We start from the raw sequence: 15,330 nt of genomic DNA, 5'->3' as shown, positions 1-15,330 counted from the left end.
TTGGATTTGCCCTAGCCAGTCAAAAACTTGGCCCCTAGGCGCGAGGAGAAAACTTCGTAAATAACCGTCAAAGGTTGGCCTCGGTGCAGCAAAAGATAATGCCTAGCCCAGAAAGGGCCAGGACAGTTGAGCAGCCGGGCAATGGGCTCGGCTTCGCCGTAGTAGAGGCGACGCACCTCGCGAAAGGTCTCCAGTTTTTCTTGGATTAGATTCTGGCCGATGGGCAAATCGGGATGGGGCAAGTATTGAGCCAGATGTTCCGCGTTCCACCAAGAGGTGGCATAGAGCAAGGGCTGTTGCGAGGCCGCTCCGCCCAGCCAAACCCGCCGCCGCATCAAGGGAGATCCCAGCCGCGCCAGATCCTTAGCCAGTTGTGGCATGGACTTGGGGACAGCGCTTTGCTCGGCCAGTAGCTCGACCTGGGCCGTATCTAACAGATGGGCCTGAATTGGTTCCAGGGTCAGAGTGGCCAGATTGCGAGTGGTCAAGCCATCCCCCAGCAGCAACACCCGCAACAAGGGATCCACCCCTAGCAGCTCCGGCTGAAGGGGGTCAGCCTCTCCCTGCCACTGCAACCGCAGCGGCCACCACTCGGCTTGACCCATGTTGCCTAGGAAAGTCTCCTTGGCAGAGCCAGCCGAGGGCCAAGGGGATACTGCCCCAGAGGCATGGTCGATGGAGAGAGGGGGAAAAAGTTCCAAGATGGCGGTGCGGTTGTGAAGTTCTGTATCGACCCCTAGTCTAGCCCACTCCCCCTCTCCCCTCCGAGGACTTTCCTAGCTCGTACCTGGCTGAATCAGCAGCCGCACCACCCAGGGGACGACCACGATGACGCTAATTAGACGAGCTAGGTGCATAACTACCACCGTGCTGGCCTGGGCCCCCATGTCCAGGGCAATTAAGCTCATATCAGAGATACCCCCTGGGGCCGTGCCCAAGATGGCAGTAAGGCGCTCGATCCCCAACCAGCGGGAGATCAAAAACCCCGATAGAACGCCGGTGCTCACCGCAATCACGGTACACACTAGGGCTGGCCGCCACAGATCCTTGAGGGCGAGCAATGTCTCGGCGGTAAGCTTACTGCCCAAGAGAATACCCAGTATCACCTGCAGGACAAAGCGGATTCCAGGTGGAGGAGTGGGAATTGGGATGGCCCCCCAGACATTGACCAAGCCGACTGCCACCATCGAGCCTACTAGAGCTCCTGCTGGCAGCCTCAGCTTGACTGCAATCAAGGCGCCTGCCAACCCAATCAACACCGTCCAGAGATAGCTCATCATTGTGGCTTGGCCTCAAGGCAAGAAGATGACTAGCAATCGGGGTTGGGCCTGCTCCCTCCACGGCATTCGGCGCAGATGCCGTAGAAGTCAAGCACATGGTACTCGATAACAAATTGGTAACGGCTAGCAAGCTGCTCCTCCAGATCCCCCACGGGACAATCTGGCAGAGGCACCACCCGCCGACATTCGGTGCAGATCAGGTGATGGCGACTGTGGCCGTTGCTGGGCAGAAGCTGGTAGTAGGTTTGCTGATCCCCCAAGTGGACGGCCTGCAGCTTGCCCTCGTTGCGCAGCGCCTCCAAGACCCGATAGACAGTGGCCAAGCCCACCGTGTGGTTGGCATTGCGCAGCTTCAGGAAAATCTCTTGGGCCGAGAGGGGCCGCTCGCTTTGCTCCAACACCTCCAGGATCAATTTGCGGTTGCGGGTCTGGCGGGAGGAGGACATGAGCCTTTTCCCTTGGGGGTTACTGGGAGAGTCAGCGCTCAGCGTCGGCTTCAGCTTTCATGCGCTCCAGGGTTTGGTGCATTTGGTCAAACATTTGGCTAAGAGAGAGCCCTAACCCCCCCAGTTGGGTTTGCAATTGCTTAATGGTCAGTTGGGCCATAAAATCGTCGGAAAGCTCCAGCCGCTTCATGAAAATGCGCTGGCGCTCCAGCAACTCTTCCATGTGCTGGATAAAGATTTTTTTGCCTTCCCGGTCAAATTGACCGTAGCGCTCGCCAAGTCGCATCAGGTTTTGGAAATCCCGAAACAGTTGCTTAGCTTCTTCCTGAACAATCTCCGAGTCGAAGAAGCCCATGGCTTTCCCCTTGCCCCCAACAAACGACATTCGATATACCTATCCTATCCGATTGCCTTGGGGAATGCAGGCGTTGCTATCTTCTGGCCAGTGCGGGATCCCGTCCTGTAGGTAATTATTGGCTATGCTCCTCCTTCCCTGTGTTAAGGCTTACACTCAGCCGGCTTTGGCCCAGCAGTGGTGCCAACGGGTACAGGGATCCCGACCTCTGTTTTTGGCCTGCCTGGGGTTTACGGAAACAGCCCTTATTCCAGGCATCTCTGCTGCTGGCGCCACGCCCTCTCTGCGGCGCTACACCGCCCTGGCTGATGGGGAGGTGCTGCTGACTGGCCGTTCTTGCCGCTTGCCCACCTCGCCCGAGGGCTATCCTTCGCCAGTGGTCATCAGCCGCGCTGTCTTGAGCGAGCTAGGGATCCCCTGCCGCGTGTTCGACTGTGGTCTGCTAGAGCCTTTGCCAGGTGCAGAGAAGGTGCCTTCGGGAGGGCCAGCCCGCTGTCTGAGCACCGGCCAGGCTTTGTCCTCGGAGCAGGTGAGATCCCTGTGGCAGGAGGGGTATGAGCGGGGATCCCAACTGGAAGCCAGCTACTGCGTCGTCGGAGAGTGCGTGGCCGGCGGTACTGCAACAGCGCTGGCGGTGCTGCTAGGGCTGGGCTGGCAGGCAAACGGCATGGTCAACAGCAGCCATCCAGTTTGTAACCACGCCCAAAAGCTGGCCTTGGCCCAGCGGGGTCTAGCCAATCTCTCCCCCACTGCCCCTGCGCCAGAGGTAGTGGCTGCCGTGGGGGATCCTGTGCAACCCTTCATCGCCGGGCTAGCCATGGCAGCCGCCCAGCGGGGGCCGGTGCTGCTGGCGGGAGGAACGCAAATGCTGGCAGTGCTGGCCCTAATGCGGCGCTGGGGAGAAGAGGAAGGGATCCCCTGGCTCCCTGAAAACGTGGTGGTAGGCACCACCCGCTGGGTGGCGGAGGATCCCTCTGGCAACACCGTGGCTCTGGCGGAGCTGTTGGGCAATGTCTGCCTCTTGGCCACCCAACTAAGCTTTGCCCAGAGTCGCTACTCCTCTCTTCAAGCCTATGAGCGAGGCTATGTCAAAGAGGGGGTGGGGGCTGGCGGCCTAGCGATTGCCAGTAGCCTGTATGCTAGCTGGGGTCAGGCAGAGCTATTGGCTGCCGTTGAGCGCAGCTACGAGCACCTGCTGCTTCAGGCCGGCTCCAGCGGAGCCATCGTCAGACCCTCCCGCAGCAACTGCTGATGGTAGAGCTCCGCTTGCTCCTGCGGACCGACCCAGACAACGGCCTGCCCTTCCCTGTCCACCTGCATTGTCAGTTGCCGCGCCAAGGGCAAAGTCATGCCGGGGATGTACTTGAGCAAGCATTCGGTAACGTGCTGGAAGGTGTTGATGTCGTCGTCTAGGACGATCACTTTGAAGTTGGGGTAGGGTTTGCGAACCCGTGTTGTAACCGAAGACAACTGCTGCATGGTACGGGTTGGAGTTTCCGTGATTGCGGTCATGGCAGCTCAGGAGTGAGACAACCTCTAGGTGCTTGGAACTAATGACCCAGCTTCCGGCAGCGGCCTCTTGACCACTCAAGCCAAGCTGTGAAAGCCGCCCGCTTGTGATTACTACTACTAGCTATTTTTAGCCAGTTTTGTAGCTATGGTCAGCCTGCGCCTGCCTGCGGATTCCCGCACCAGTTTGCAGCTAGGGCTCTTGCGGAAGCGCTAAATATCACGCGGATTCTGGCAGCACATCAAGCCCTAAGAGGGCCGTCGTTCTTGACTTTGGGCAAACTGTTGCAGCTGCCGCAGCATTAGCAGTTGGCCTAAGCCCAAGGGCAGAAGTGAGACGGCCTCTACCCGCAACTGCACCCAGCCGTTCCCCCACCGCCAGTCGCAGTAGCCATCGGCACCACCCCACATCACCAGCCGCAGCCGTTGGGGCAGCAGGATTTCCACCTGGTGCAGGATGGAGATAGGGCCCCACTGGGCGGCAAAGGTGCTGCCTTGCTCTAGCTTGGGGGGAAGGGATCCCTGCAGTTGCTGCGGCCAAATCCACTGCTGCAGAAGTTCCACCTCCGTTAGACAGCGCTGCAGAGTCGAGGAGCTGGCCTCGACAGCGATGCGGATAGTGGAGGACTGGAGCGTTCCTAGCATATAACCCTGGAGCCAGGGCATAGGCCGGTCAATACTCCTGAGTCTATCCTGGTCGATTGCCAAAGATCTGCCTTTGAAAGCCCCTCGTCCCCACCTGGTGGCCATCTTGGCCCAAAGTCTGGATGGCAAGCTCGCCGCCCACCGCGAGCAAAGGCCCCATTTCCCTAGCCCTGAAGACTATCGGCACCTGGAAACCCAAGCTGCTCGGCAACAGGCTTTAATCATGGGGGCAGCCACGCTGCGGGCCTACGGCACCGCTCTCCGCCTGCGGGATCCGGAGCTCATCCAACGCCGAATTGCACAGGGTCTCCCCCCTCAGCCCCTGACGATCATCTGTTCCGGCAGCGGCGAGATTCCGGAAGAGTTGCCGTTTTTTCGCCAGCCCCTCACTCGCTGGCTGTGGACGACGCCGGCGGGCTCCCGCCAGTGGCAGGGACGGCCCGGTTTTGCCGAGATCTGGGTGGCCGCGGATTGGGATTTGACCGCTCGCCTAGCCCGCCTGCGGCAGCGGGGGATCGAACGGGTGGGCCTCCTGGGCGGGGGGCGGCTCTTGGGGGCGTTTTTGCAGGCGCAAGCCTTGGATGAGCTGTGGGTGACGCTGGCGCCAGTGCTGCTGAGTGGCTACGCTGATGCCCCGGCTAGCATCGAGGGCTGGCAACTGCAGGGATCCCCGCCCCGCCTGGAGTTGCTTGAGTGCCGCCGCGGTTCCCAAGAGCTGTTTTTGCACTATCGAGTTGAGTGGAGCTGAGGGAGCAGTCGAGAAAATTTTTTTGGACACATTGAGATTTCCCGAAAATCCACAGGTTTTCCCCAGACTTTCCACAGGCAGGCGGGTTGTTTTCCACAACGTCTTTCGCTCTAGAAGCCGCCTCGAAGGGTTCTGTGGAAAAGTTGCCCTTGCTAAGGTTCACGCGATTACACCTTGAGAAACGTAACGGGATCGCGCCGCTTTTTCCGATCCCATCAAGGCCACGGGAGAGCTCTGGTTCTGTTGGATACTCCCGCCTAGGATTGACATCCCCCCTAGGGCAGAGGGCAGAATAGCCCCACCCGAGGTGAGGAGGAGGCTTCCCCGGCAGCTCTCCTCGGATGCCTAGAGAGACCAGGGGGCGGCTAGGACCTCCCCAGCCGCTTGCAGGCGGCCAATGGGCAAGCCCTTTTACCCCGTTTCTTGAGGAGCCCGTGCGGTCTTTGAGGTACCCAAGTTAGAGGACTGGCTTAGCTTGTTCAATTCCTTCCTAGGCCGGCTTAGCTGTGGCCCAGGGTAGAGCCTCTTTTTGCTGCGACTGTTTGAGTGTTGACTTTAGGTAGGTGGTTGAGCTATGGATTCTCCTACCGTCAGCATTTCGAGCGAAATTCCCAAGGAGCTCCACGAGACCCTCAAAAACTACCTCTCTCGTCATCCCGACTGGGATCAAGATCGGGTTGTAACAGCAGCCCTCTCGCTGTTCTTGCTCCAAAGCGGAGATGCCGATCGGCGCGCTGCGCGCATCTACCTAGACAGCCTCTTTCGCCGCAACTAGGCTAAGGCTGTCGGAATCCCAACTTAGGGCTATTGGGAACGTCCTGTTAACCCCGGTAGGTCAAACCGTGCCACAGGGCTTTGGTCGAGGGAAAGGCAAGCGGCAGGTGGCTGGGCCTCAGAACTCAGGACAAGGAGCCAGCCTGCCCTCTTTCCCCTCCCCAGAGGCGGCTCTGGCTTTGGTCGAGCGCCACCGACAAGCAGGGGATCTGGGGGCGGCGCTGCGCCTTTGTCGACAGCTTACCCGCGCCCATCCGCACCTGGCTGCTGCCCAAGCGCTGCTGGGATCCCTCTATCTGCAAATGGGAGATCCCCGTCAAGCCTTGACCCCCCTACAGTTGGCTGTGCACCTGCAGAAGGACTGGGTGCCTGCCTGGCAGGAGCTGGGCGATGCTTGGATGCTGCTGGGCAACCCGGCGGAGGCAGCGCGCGCCTATCAGGAGGGATTGGCCTTTGCTCCCGGCAATGGGCAACTGCTATTCCGGCTGGGCAGTTGTTGGCTGGCCTTGGGGCAGCGGCAGCGGGCAATTGCAGTCCTGCGCCAGGCTGCGGCAGCGCATCCTCCCCAGCCCTATGCTCTAGCCGCCTTAGGCAATGCGCTGATGTTCGAGAACCAGCTTGAGGAAGCTGAAGGCTGGTTTCGCCAAGCCCTTGCCCTGCTGCCCCAGGAGGGGCGGATCCTCGTCAACCTCGCCCACTGCCTCCACCTGCAGGATCGTCTGGAGGAAGCAGCCGACTGCCTGCAACAGGCCATCCCGCTGCTGCCCAAGGATGCTCAGCCCCACAACAACTTGGGCACGGTCCTGCAAGAGCAAAACTGCCTCGAGGCCGCCCTTGAGTCCTATCGGCGGGGCTTGCAACTGGCCCCTGATTCGCCGGAGATCCACTACAACCTGGCCACTGCCCTGCTCACCCTAGGCCGCTACAAGGAGGGGTGGCGGGAGTACGAATGGCGGCTGCAGCGCCAGGGGGCGGCCTACCCCCGCTTTCCCCAGCCTCTGTGGACGGGATCCCCCTTGGGCCAGCAGACTCTGCTCATCTACGCCGAACAAGGTTTGGGGGACACCATCCAGTTTGTGCGCTACCTGCCACTTTTGGCTGCAGCCCATCCGCAGGCCTCCCTCTACTTTCGCTGCCCGCCATCTCTAGTCGAGCTGCTGCGGGCCTCCTTTCCTCAGGTTCAGATTATTTCCGAGACGGATCCCCTGCCTCCCTTCGACTGGCACCTGCCCTTGCTCAGCCTGCCCCACCGCTTGGGCACCACTCTGGAGACGATCCCTGCCTGTCTTCCCTACCTGGTCTGTCCCCCGGAGAGCTCCGCCTGGCCAGAAGAATGGCCTGAGGTTCCTCAGAAGGGGATAAAGGTAGGGCTGGTGTGGGCCAGTGGCCGCCGCGCCGATCTTGCCCTCAACCGGGTGCAGAGGTTAAAAAGCTGTCCCCTCAGCCTCTTTCTCGAGTACCTTGATCTGCCCCAGGTGCAGTGGGTTAGCCTGCAGGTGGGTGAAGATCTAAGCCAGGTAGAACCCCTCCTCAAGCAGCACCAGGTGGTGGAGCTGGGATCCCGTTTCCAGAATTTTGTTGATACTGCTAGGGCAGTTGCCCAGTTGGATCTGGTGATTAGCGTCGATACCGCCGTTGCCCACCTAGCTGGGGCGCTGGGCAAGCCCGTGTGGGTTCTACTGCCCTTTGCAGCCGATTGGCGCTGGCTGCTGCAGCGACAAGATAGCCCCTGGTACCCCGGCGTAATGCGCCTATTTCGCCAAGAAGCCCGCGGCAACTGGGTTGAACCGCTGCAGCAGATGCGAAGGGCCCTGCAGGAGCACTTGACGGGGATCCCTTCTTAGCCCTCTCCTTTTTCTCCCTTTGGCACGATGCGCTGAAACAGATAGCCAGTACCGCGGGCTGTCAGGATAAGCTCAGGGTTGCTTGGGTCATCCTCCAACTTAGCCCGCAGCCGCGAGATGTGGACATCCACCACCCGCGTATCCACATGGCGCTCTGGGGTATAGCCCCATACCTCTTGCAGGATCTGGGCGCGGGAAAACGGCTCCCCCGAGCGGCTGACCAACAGCTCCAGCAAACTAAACTCCATTCCCGTCAGGCGGATGCGCTCGCCCCGCTTGTAAACTTGGCGCTTGTTGGTATCAATGCAAAGATCCCCAACCTGGATAACCCCAGAGCTAGGGATCCCCTCATGGCTAGACCGAGCCACCCGCCGCAGCACCGAGCGAATGCGGGCCTCCAGCTCCTTGGGTGAAAAAGGCTTGACCACGTAGTCATCCGCCCCCAGTTCCAACCCAGTAATGCGGTCGGCCACATCCCCCAGAGCCGTGAGCATGATGATGGGGATGTCGGACTCTTTGCGCAACTCTTGACAGACCCCATAGCCATCCAGCTTTGGCATCATGACATCCAGCACCACCAGGTCGGGATGCTGCTTGCGGAAGACCTGCAGGGCCTCTTCGCCGTCGGCTGCAGTAACCACCTCGTAGCCGATCATCGAGAGGCGAGTTTCCAAAATGCGGCGGATGCTAGCCTCATCATCAACCACGAGAATTCGTTCTTTACGCTGGGCTTCCACAGTGCTGCAACTCCTGTACTTCACCTCTAATAACTTGACTTGGAAAAGTTAGGATGAAGGCTACCTCCTGCCACCGGCGAGCAGGTGGCTGAGGGATGTTTCTGGACAAGCAGACTCGGCCTCCCCACGGAAAGCTGCCAAACCCATGCTTAGAAACAGAAACTGCAGCCCAGGACACCCCCCACTAAGGAACCCAGAAGGCCTGTTTGGCAATAGGTTGGAAAGACACCGGCTTCCCTTCCCTTTAGCTGTTGCTTTCTCTGCAAACCCTCGCGGCTGACCGCGGCCAAAGCTGAGAAGCCCTTGTTAAGAATTTACCTCATGGAACCTAATGTATCATCTGGAGGCGGCTACTTAATCCACCCCAGAGCTCTATTCTGCCGCCATTCGGCTCAGCTTGATACATGTCTTCACAACTTCTTCAGCTGGCCGCCAATTCTTTTGGAATTGCCCTCAGAAAAGGTTGGGGCAAGGGGGGATCCCTGCTCGTTTGCAGTGGGGAAGACAACTGCAGCGCCGGCAGTAGGGCTCTCTTCTAGTCCTTGATTCACCGGACAATCAAGACTCCGTCCTGCTGACGCAAGCGCCACTTTGTGGCACAACGAACCTTCTGCCTTGACGTGGATGAGCCGAGCTAGTAGGCTTGCAAGTACATCTTTTCTGGTAGGCACTTTGCCTAGGCTACAGTTGACTCCGTCTTTAGCCTGTGGGCCCTCTGAGGGCAAGGAGCAACTACCTGTAGCTTGCGGGGAAGTCACTCCTGTGGAGATCCCTCTAGCGGGGTAGTGGAGGTGAGCTCTACTACTAGCTATGGGTCGTGGAAGCAGGAAGAAAGCCTCAACCTGGAGCAAAAGTCCGCTTTTGTCCGGGGTTGTGTAAGTCTTTCAGAGCGGTAACAGCCAGCTAGCAGGCGAGCAGACCGGATTTCTCGCTCGGCATGCTGCTCCAAAATTTGGCGCAGCAAGCGCTCTGCCCCTAGCCAAGCGGTCAAAGGCAACGTTCTGTCGGCCAGCGGTGGCAAGGTGGGGTTGGGCAGGGATCCCAGGGCCTGCAGGACGGCACTGGAGAGCCGGGCAAGGGAGGTGGGCTGCTGGGCTCTCTGACAGGGCTCGCAGATCAGGCCGCCCAGGTTGGGACAGAAGAAGACCTCGTCCGCCAACTCCCACCCACAGGAGCAACAGGCTTGTAGCGAGGGGGCAACCCCCCCCACCACCAAAAGGTGGTAGAGCCCATGGACAAGGAGTGGCAGAACTGCCTCTTGTGTAGGGGCCTGCTCGATGCGCTGCAAGTGTTCTACCAAAAGCACAAACAGCTCTTCCTGAGCCTGATCTGGCAGGGCCAATAGCAAAGCCACCTCTGCCAGGTACTGGGCGGCTGTGAGGTGGGCCAAGCTGCGGCCCAGACGGGGAAAACTCTGCAGGGTTTCTGCCTGGACAATGCGCTGCAGACGCTGGGAGGCATTGGCTTGATCTGACCACCGCCCCCGGACAAGCAGCAGGTCGTTAATGACAAAGGGCTCCAGTCGCCCTCCCCACTTGGAAGACGGCTTGCGGGATCCCTTGGCTACTGCCCGCACCAACCCCTGCTCGCGAGTTAGGATGGTAACGACCCGATCCGACTCCCCCAAGGGGATGCCCTTGAGAGTGATGCCGGTAACCCGGTAGGTTCGCCCGCTCATGCTCTGCCAGCTTCCTTAGCCTGCAGCTCTTGCATTAGCTCCAACCCCCAAGAGGTGCCGATCCGGGTGGCTCCTGCGGCAATCATTGCCTCCGCCTGAGCCAGAGTGCGAATGCCGCCTGAAGCTTTCACCCCCACTCGGCCCCGGCTAAGCTGCGTCAGCAGTTGCACATCCGCCAAGGTTGCCCCTCCCATCCAGCCGGTGGAGGTCATCAAAAAGGCAGCTCCCGCATCCATGCAGATCTCCGCAGCCAGCTTTTTTTCCTCCTCATCGAGCTGGGCCGTCTCCAAAATGGCTTTGACGCAAACTCCCGTCTCCTCCACAATTTGGGCAATCTCGGCATGGAGCCTATCCAACTCCCGTGCCTTGAGCCAGGCTAGGTTAATGCGAACATCCAGTTCCTGGCATCCCTGCTCCACAGCCAGTTGAGCTTCGTAGAGTTTGGCCTCCGCTGTGTTGGTACCCAGGGGAAACCCCACCACCGTGCTCACCCGTACTGGCGACCCGTGTAGCCGCTCAACCACCCGCGGCACATAGCAGGGAGGTACGCAAAAGGTGGGGAAGCCGTAGCGCAGGGCAATTTCGCACCCCTCCTCAATTTCCTCCGGGGTAACCATAGGCAGCAGCAGCGTGTGGTCAATGTACTCTGCCAAGTTGATTGGCCTTTCCGCCAGGCCTTTGGGCTCTAAAGAGACCATGGGTTGTTGGGTAGTTTCCACAGCGCCATTTCTACTCTAGCCCCCAGCAGCCCAGCCGCGACTTGGCCTTTTCGGGCAGAGCAGGGTAGCAGATTTTTTTTGATAGTCTGGTTGGGGGGCCACTTGTATCCACCAACTCTGGCAAGGCATGGCGGAAAACCGGACTGGCGCGTTTATTGGTGGGCTGCTGTTGGGAACGGCGGTGGGCACGCTCATTGGCCTGCTTCTAGCCCCCCGCAGCGGACGGGAGACGCGGCGACTGTTGAAAAAATCGGCAGAGGCGCTGCCAGAAGTGGCAGAGGATGTAGCCAGCAGCTTGCAGTATCAGTCAGAGAAACTGTTCGACGCTGCTCAACGCAGTTTGGATGAGGCCCTGCTGCGGCTACAGCAGGCAGTGGTGGTGGGGAAGGAGGCCATGTTGCAGAAGCGAAAGGAGCTGCTCCAAGCCCAAAACTCGCGTTCCCTTGGGGGGGAAGAAGCTGATTTGGAAGCCGGCGATGGAGAGGAGACGGCGGGATGAGCGATCCGGTCTTTTGGCTTGGCCTCTCGGTAGGCCTGGTGGCAGTGGCCATTTTGGCGGTGATCCTGACCCTGCTGCCTGCCGTCATTCAACTGGGTCGAGCCGCCCAGAGTGTGGAGCGCTTCTTCGATACGCTGCTGCGGGAGCTGCCGCCCACTCTAGAGGCTCTGCGCCTGACGAGCCTGGAAGTGAGCGAGATTGCCGACAGCCTTGACGAGGGGGTGAAAGGGGCGGGTCAGGTGGTGAAGCAGGTCAGCCGCTCCCTGGAAGGAGCCCGTACCCAAGCCCGGGATGCCCAAGTCAATGTTCGCAGCTTTTGGGCGGGAGTACGAGCGGCCTGGCAGACTCTTGCCCATGGAGCTCCTCCTGCTGAGGTGAGCAACCCTCGCTTGCGCTCGGGTGCAGCTCCTCCTCTCTCCCGAAGGGATGCCCCTCCTTTGGCCGAGCGGCTAAGACCAAAGGGAGGACAAGCGGCTGCCCAACCTTCCCAAGCAAATGCTGCCAAGTCCTAGGCGTTCCTGAGGATTTTCTGAAAGACAGGCACAGGGGGCTGAGGCTCTTGACCAGGGGGAAGCTGGCCCCAGCGAGCATCGGGATCCCAGCGCAGTTGGGTAATGTCGGTGAGGGGGAACCCCAGTTGCTGCAGGATCTTGAGGCTGAGGTTGGGAATGATGGGCGAAAGGGCCACCGCCACCCAGCGCACGCTTTCTAGAACGGCATAGAGAATCTCCGCTACCCGTTGGCTTTGCCCCTGTTTATGCAACGTCCAGGGAGCTTGCTCATCTAGGTATTTGTTGCTGGCCTGGGCCAGGCTGAGGGCCTTGCGGGCAGCCGAGCTGAGATCCAGCCGCTCGTAGGCGTCAGCCACTGTCGGGGCTAGGCGCTCAGCCAAGGTTTTGAGGGGATGATCCGGAGGGATCTCGACGGCGGGAATGCGGTAGTCAGGTTGGTATTTTTTGAGCATGGCGAGGGTGCGGTTGAGCAGGTTCCCCAGGTCGTTGGCTAGGTCGGCATTGAGTACCTCGACGAAGCGGCCCTCGCTAAAGTCTCCATCTTTGCCCAGCTCAATTTCGGTCAAGAAATAGTAGCGCACGGCATCGGCGCCGTATCGCTGCACCAGCTCAAAGGGATCCAGCGTGTTCCCCAGGCTTTTGCCCATCTTGAGGCCATCTTTGGTGAGAAAGCCGTGGCCAAAGATTTGCCTAGGCAAAGGCAACCCCGCCGACATGAGCATGGCCGGCCAGTAGATGGCGTGGAAGCGGACGATATCTTTGCCCACCAGGTGCACGTCGGCAGGCCAGTAGCGGCGCAGAGCATTCTCCAGCGTCGGCTCGTCCTCGGGATCTAGAGCGGCGCTGATGTAGTTGATGAGGGCGTCAAACCAGACGTAAAGGGTTTGGCTGGGATCCGCCGGGAAGGGGATCCCCCAGGAGACGCTAGGGCGAGAGATGGAGAAGTCCCGCAGGCCCTGCTTGACAAAGTTAATGACCTCGTTGCGGCGGCTTTCTGGTTGAATGAACTCTGGATGCTCCGCGTAGAGAGCTTCTAGTTTTTCCTGGTAGCGAGAGAGGCGAAAAAAGTAGTTTTCTTCGTCTTTCCACTCTACTTTTTTGTTGGGATGGATCGGGCAAAACCCGCCTTCCAAGAGCTCTGACTCGTCCTTAAACTCTTCGCAGGCAACACAATACCACCCCTGCTGCCGCCCAACAAAGATATCTCCCCGATCCCAAACCCGCTGGAAAAACTCCCGCACAATGGCTTTGTGGCGAGGGTCAGTGGTGCGGATGAAGCGGTCATAGCGGATATCCAGCAACTGCCAAAGCTGGGCAAACTGGGCCGCGATCTCGTCACAGTGCTGCTGCGGGGGAAGGCCGCGCTCTTCAGCGGCGCGCTGGATCTTCTGGCCGTGCTCATCGGTTCCCGTTACCATCAGCACCTCCCTACCCTGCAGGCGGTGGTAACGGGCGATGGCATCCGCCGCCATGGTGGTGTAGGCACTGCCGATGTGGGGGGCAGCGTTGACGTAGTAGATCGGCGTGGTGATGACGAAAGTGGAACCCGGCATGAGCCCTCGCAGCGCTTTCCCCCATGATAAAAGTTGCCGGAAAGTCCGACAGGCTATGTTCACCCTCAAGGGATGGAGCTGCGGCATCCTGGGGGCTGGGATCTTGGGCGCCGGGGCGGCCCTAGCTCAGCCCGTGTCGGCAACCCGCATCCCCTGTGAGATTTTCATCGCTGGGGGCGGGCTGGGAGGCGTGGCAGCGGCCTACGAGGCCCTGCAACTGGGGCGACAGGTGTGCATGACCGAAATTACCGACTGGATTGGCGGCCAGGTGAGCGCCCAAGGGGTCTCGGCTTTGGACGAGCGGCCCCTACAGCGGGAAAACGAGATCTTCCCGCGAGGCTACAGAGAGTTTCGCCGCCGGGTGCGGGAAAAGTATGGCGGGGATCCCAACCCCGGCAAGTGCTGGGCAAGCGTGCTCTGTTTTTCTCCCCAGGTGGGACATCAGGTACTCCGGGAGATGTTGGATCCCTATCTGCAGTCGGGGCAGTTGCGGCTGTTTACGGAGACAGTGGTGAAGGACTTGGAGATTGAGGGCTACCAGATCCGCAGGGTAGTGGCTATCCGCAACCTCCCCAAGCACGCTGGCGTCGCGCCGGAGCAGCGGGGGGATCTCTCTAGCTATTTTTTGGACTTCTACCGCTGGGAGCCCACGAAGGACTGGGATAAGGAGATCCTGCACTTTGAGCCGCCTCCCGAGCGGCAGGGAAAAACCCTGCCTTGGATAGTGATTGATGCTACCGAAACCGGCGAGCTGCTGCCCCTGGCGCGAGTGCCCTACCGTCTCGGCACGGATGGGGAAAGCCGCTGGGAGCCCAGCTCCAAGCCCTACAGGGATCCCTATTGCACCCAGGGGTTTACCTACACCTTTGTCATAGAGCGCTCCGCTGTGCCGCAGGTGCCCATCAAGCCAGAGTTCTACGACGATCCCCTGCACGGCCCCTACTACAGCTTTGAACACCCGCGCTTTAACTTCGGGAGGGTCTTTACCTATCGCCGCATTCGCGGACAGGTGTTTGGCTTTGGGGAAGAGGCCATCCGCGTGGGGGATCAATCCATGCAGAACTGGACCTGGGGCAACGACTGGCGCATCACCGGGCCAGAGATGAACCTCATCCTCACCCACGAGCAACTGCAGGCCTCGGGCCAACTGCAGCCGGGTGGCTGGATGGGGGGCTTGCGGGTGGAAGCCCTGCGTCGGGCCGAGCAGCATGCCAAGGGCTTCTTCTACTGGCTGGTGGCGGGGAGGACGGACTTTCTGTTGCAGCAGGCGGATCCCAACTTTCAAAAAGACTTTTACTTGCGCTATCGCTACCTCAAAGGGCCCAACAGCCCCATGGGAACTGCCAGTGGTCTTTCCAAGTACCCCTATATTCGCGAGTCGCGGCGCATCATCGGGCGGCCGAGTTTTTCCTACCCAGGGGGGTTCACCGTCTACGAGTCGGATATCACCACGCGGGAATCGGCGTTGAATCGCGGTCGCCCCTTCATCTTCTACGACTCGGTGGGGGTGGGCCAGTACCCCATCGACTTTCACGAGTGTCTACTGCCGGATTTTTCGCTGCCCCCCAGCCACAACCAAGACGCCCAGGCCCCCAGCTACCCCTACCAGATCCCGCTGCGCGCCCTGATCCCACAGCGCATCGACAACCTCTTGGCCGGCAGCAAAAACATCGCCACCAGCCGCATCGCCAGCGCCTCCTATCGAGTGCACCCCGTGGAATGGGCCATCGGCACGGCAGCCGGCCACACAGCTCACTTTGCCCTGGCACGGGATCTAGTCCCGGCGGAGATCCTGCGGGAACCGCTCTCGAACCTGCAGCTGTTGCCCGCCCTCCAGGCCCAGATCCAGAGCCTGGGCAACCCCATTCAATTTCCTGGCACCACCATCACTGCCACCGACTGGGCCCAGTCCCGCTAGCTTAGAAAGGCAGGGTTGGAAGCTGGCCGATGGATGCCATTGGGGTTGAACTTTGGGGACTGGAGACGATCCGCCCTTCGCTGTGGGCAGCCACGGCTCTATGGAGCATAGGG

17 protein-coding genes are annotated in these 15,330 nt (G+C 60.1%); 7 read left to right on the top strand and 10 right to left on the bottom strand.

Annotation, left to right across the window (positions count from 1 at the left end; genetic code table 11):
- Positions 1 to 11: 11 nt before the first annotated feature.
- From NW806_RS02900 to NW806_RS02885, 4 genes are all read right to left on the bottom strand, one after another.
- Complete coding sequence (locus NW806_RS02900) at positions 12 to 605, bottom strand: chorismate pyruvate-lyase family protein (RefSeq protein WP_414409936.1); 594 nt, start codon at positions 603 to 605, stop codon at positions 12 to 14.
- Between the two features lie 171 nt (positions 606 to 776).
- Positions 777 to 1,277 (bottom strand): AbrB family transcriptional regulator, encoded by a 501-nt coding sequence (locus tag NW806_RS02895; protein ID WP_414394523.1) that lies wholly within the window; start codon positions 1,275 to 1,277, stop codon positions 777 to 779.
- A gap of 32 nt (positions 1,278 to 1,309) precedes the next feature.
- On the bottom strand, positions 1,310 to 1,726 hold the full coding sequence (locus NW806_RS02890; protein WP_414409935.1) for a Fur family transcriptional regulator: 417 nt from the start codon (positions 1,724 to 1,726) through the stop codon (positions 1,310 to 1,312).
- Between the two features lie 31 nt (positions 1,727 to 1,757).
- The gene (locus NW806_RS02885) at positions 1,758 to 2,081 is read right to left on the bottom strand and encodes a DUF1825 family protein (RefSeq protein WP_414394812.1); all 324 of its coding nucleotides are present in this window, start codon (positions 2,079 to 2,081) and stop codon (positions 1,758 to 1,760) included.
- A gap of 124 nt (positions 2,082 to 2,205) precedes the next feature.
- Here NW806_RS02885 and cobT point away from each other — a divergent pair, with 124 nt between their 5' ends.
- Positions 2,206 to 3,333 carry a nicotinate mononucleotide-dependent phosphoribosyltransferase CobT gene (cobT, locus tag NW806_RS02880; protein WP_414409934.1) on the top strand — a complete coding sequence of 376 codons (1,128 nt, stop codon included), beginning with the start codon at positions 2,206 to 2,208 and terminating at the stop codon, positions 3,331 to 3,333.
- Here cobT and clpS read toward each other — a convergent pair.
- Complete coding sequence (clpS, locus tag NW806_RS02875; RefSeq protein ID WP_414409933.1) at positions 3,282 to 3,593, bottom strand: ATP-dependent Clp protease adapter ClpS; 312 nt, start codon at positions 3,591 to 3,593, stop codon at positions 3,282 to 3,284. The genes cobT and clpS overlap by 52 nt on opposite strands.
- 246 nt (positions 3,594 to 3,839) lie before the next feature.
- On the bottom strand, positions 3,840 to 4,235 hold the full coding sequence (locus NW806_RS02870) for a hypothetical protein (RefSeq protein WP_414409932.1): 396 nt from the start codon (positions 4,233 to 4,235) through the stop codon (positions 3,840 to 3,842).
- Between the two features lie 73 nt (positions 4,236 to 4,308).
- Between NW806_RS02870 and NW806_RS02865 the strand changes: the two genes are divergently transcribed.
- The 3 genes from NW806_RS02865 to NW806_RS02855 all read left to right on the top strand — a co-directional run bounded on the left by NW806_RS02865 (position 4,309) and on the right by NW806_RS02855 (position 7,601).
- The gene (locus NW806_RS02865; RefSeq protein WP_414409931.1) at positions 4,309 to 4,983 is read left to right on the top strand and encodes a RibD family protein; all 675 of its coding nucleotides are present in this window, start codon (positions 4,309 to 4,311) and stop codon (positions 4,981 to 4,983) included.
- 574 nt (positions 4,984 to 5,557) lie between these two features.
- Entirely contained in the window at positions 5,558 to 5,758 is a 201-nt protein-coding gene (locus NW806_RS02860; protein WP_414394537.1) for a DUF2811 domain-containing protein, read from the top strand.
- Positions 5,759 to 5,864: 106 nt separating this feature from the next.
- Entirely contained in the window at positions 5,865 to 7,601 is a 1,737-nt protein-coding gene (locus tag NW806_RS02855; protein WP_414409930.1) for a tetratricopeptide repeat protein, read from the top strand.
- On the opposite strand, the gene rpaB is transcribed toward NW806_RS02855, so the two are convergent.
- From rpaB to deoC, 3 genes are all read right to left on the bottom strand, one after another.
- Positions 7,598 to 8,338, bottom strand: coding sequence for a response regulator transcription factor RpaB (gene rpaB / locus NW806_RS02850; protein WP_414394542.1), 741 nt, complete (start codon positions 8,336 to 8,338; stop codon positions 7,598 to 7,600). The genes NW806_RS02855 and rpaB overlap by 4 nt on opposite strands.
- Positions 8,339 to 9,146: 808 nt before the next feature.
- Entirely contained in the window at positions 9,147 to 10,016 is an 870-nt protein-coding gene (recO, locus tag NW806_RS02845) for a DNA repair protein RecO (protein ID WP_414409929.1), read from the bottom strand.
- Complete coding sequence (gene deoC / locus NW806_RS02840) at positions 10,013 to 10,714, bottom strand: deoxyribose-phosphate aldolase (RefSeq protein WP_414409928.1); 702 nt, start codon at positions 10,712 to 10,714, stop codon at positions 10,013 to 10,015. The genes recO and deoC overlap by 4 nt, the downstream gene beginning before the upstream one ends.
- A gap of 148 nt (positions 10,715 to 10,862) precedes the next feature.
- Here deoC and NW806_RS02835 point away from each other — a divergent pair, with 148 nt between their 5' ends.
- Together NW806_RS02835 and NW806_RS02830 are read left to right on the top strand one after the other, a co-directional pair.
- Positions 10,863 to 11,234 (top strand): YtxH domain-containing protein, encoded by a 372-nt coding sequence (locus NW806_RS02835; RefSeq protein WP_414406298.1) that lies wholly within the window; start codon positions 10,863 to 10,865, stop codon positions 11,232 to 11,234.
- Complete coding sequence (locus NW806_RS02830) at positions 11,231 to 11,746, top strand: hypothetical protein (protein WP_414406299.1); 516 nt, start codon at positions 11,231 to 11,233, stop codon at positions 11,744 to 11,746. Before NW806_RS02835 ends, NW806_RS02830 begins: the two co-directional genes overlap by 4 nt.
- On the opposite strand, the gene metG is transcribed toward NW806_RS02830, so the two are convergent.
- Positions 11,743 to 13,299 (bottom strand): methionine--tRNA ligase, encoded by a 1,557-nt coding sequence (gene metG, locus NW806_RS02825; protein WP_414409927.1) that lies wholly within the window; start codon positions 13,297 to 13,299, stop codon positions 11,743 to 11,745. The genes NW806_RS02830 and metG overlap by 4 nt on opposite strands.
- Here metG and NW806_RS02820 point away from each other — a divergent pair.
- Positions 13,298 to 15,217: an FAD-dependent oxidoreductase gene (locus NW806_RS02820; protein ID WP_414409926.1), complete on the top strand. Its 1,920-nt coding sequence runs from the start codon at positions 13,298 to 13,300 to the stop codon at positions 15,215 to 15,217. The two genes, metG and NW806_RS02820, sit on opposite strands and share 2 nt — an antisense overlap.
- The last annotated feature ends 113 nt before the right edge of the window (positions 15,218 to 15,330 follow it).

It is taken from the genome of Synechococcus sp. W65.1, assembly GCF_047461615.1.
GTDB lineage: Bacteria > Cyanobacteriota > Cyanobacteriia > Thermostichales > Thermostichaceae > Thermostichus.
This window is presented reverse-complemented; position numbering and strand designations above follow the sequence as displayed.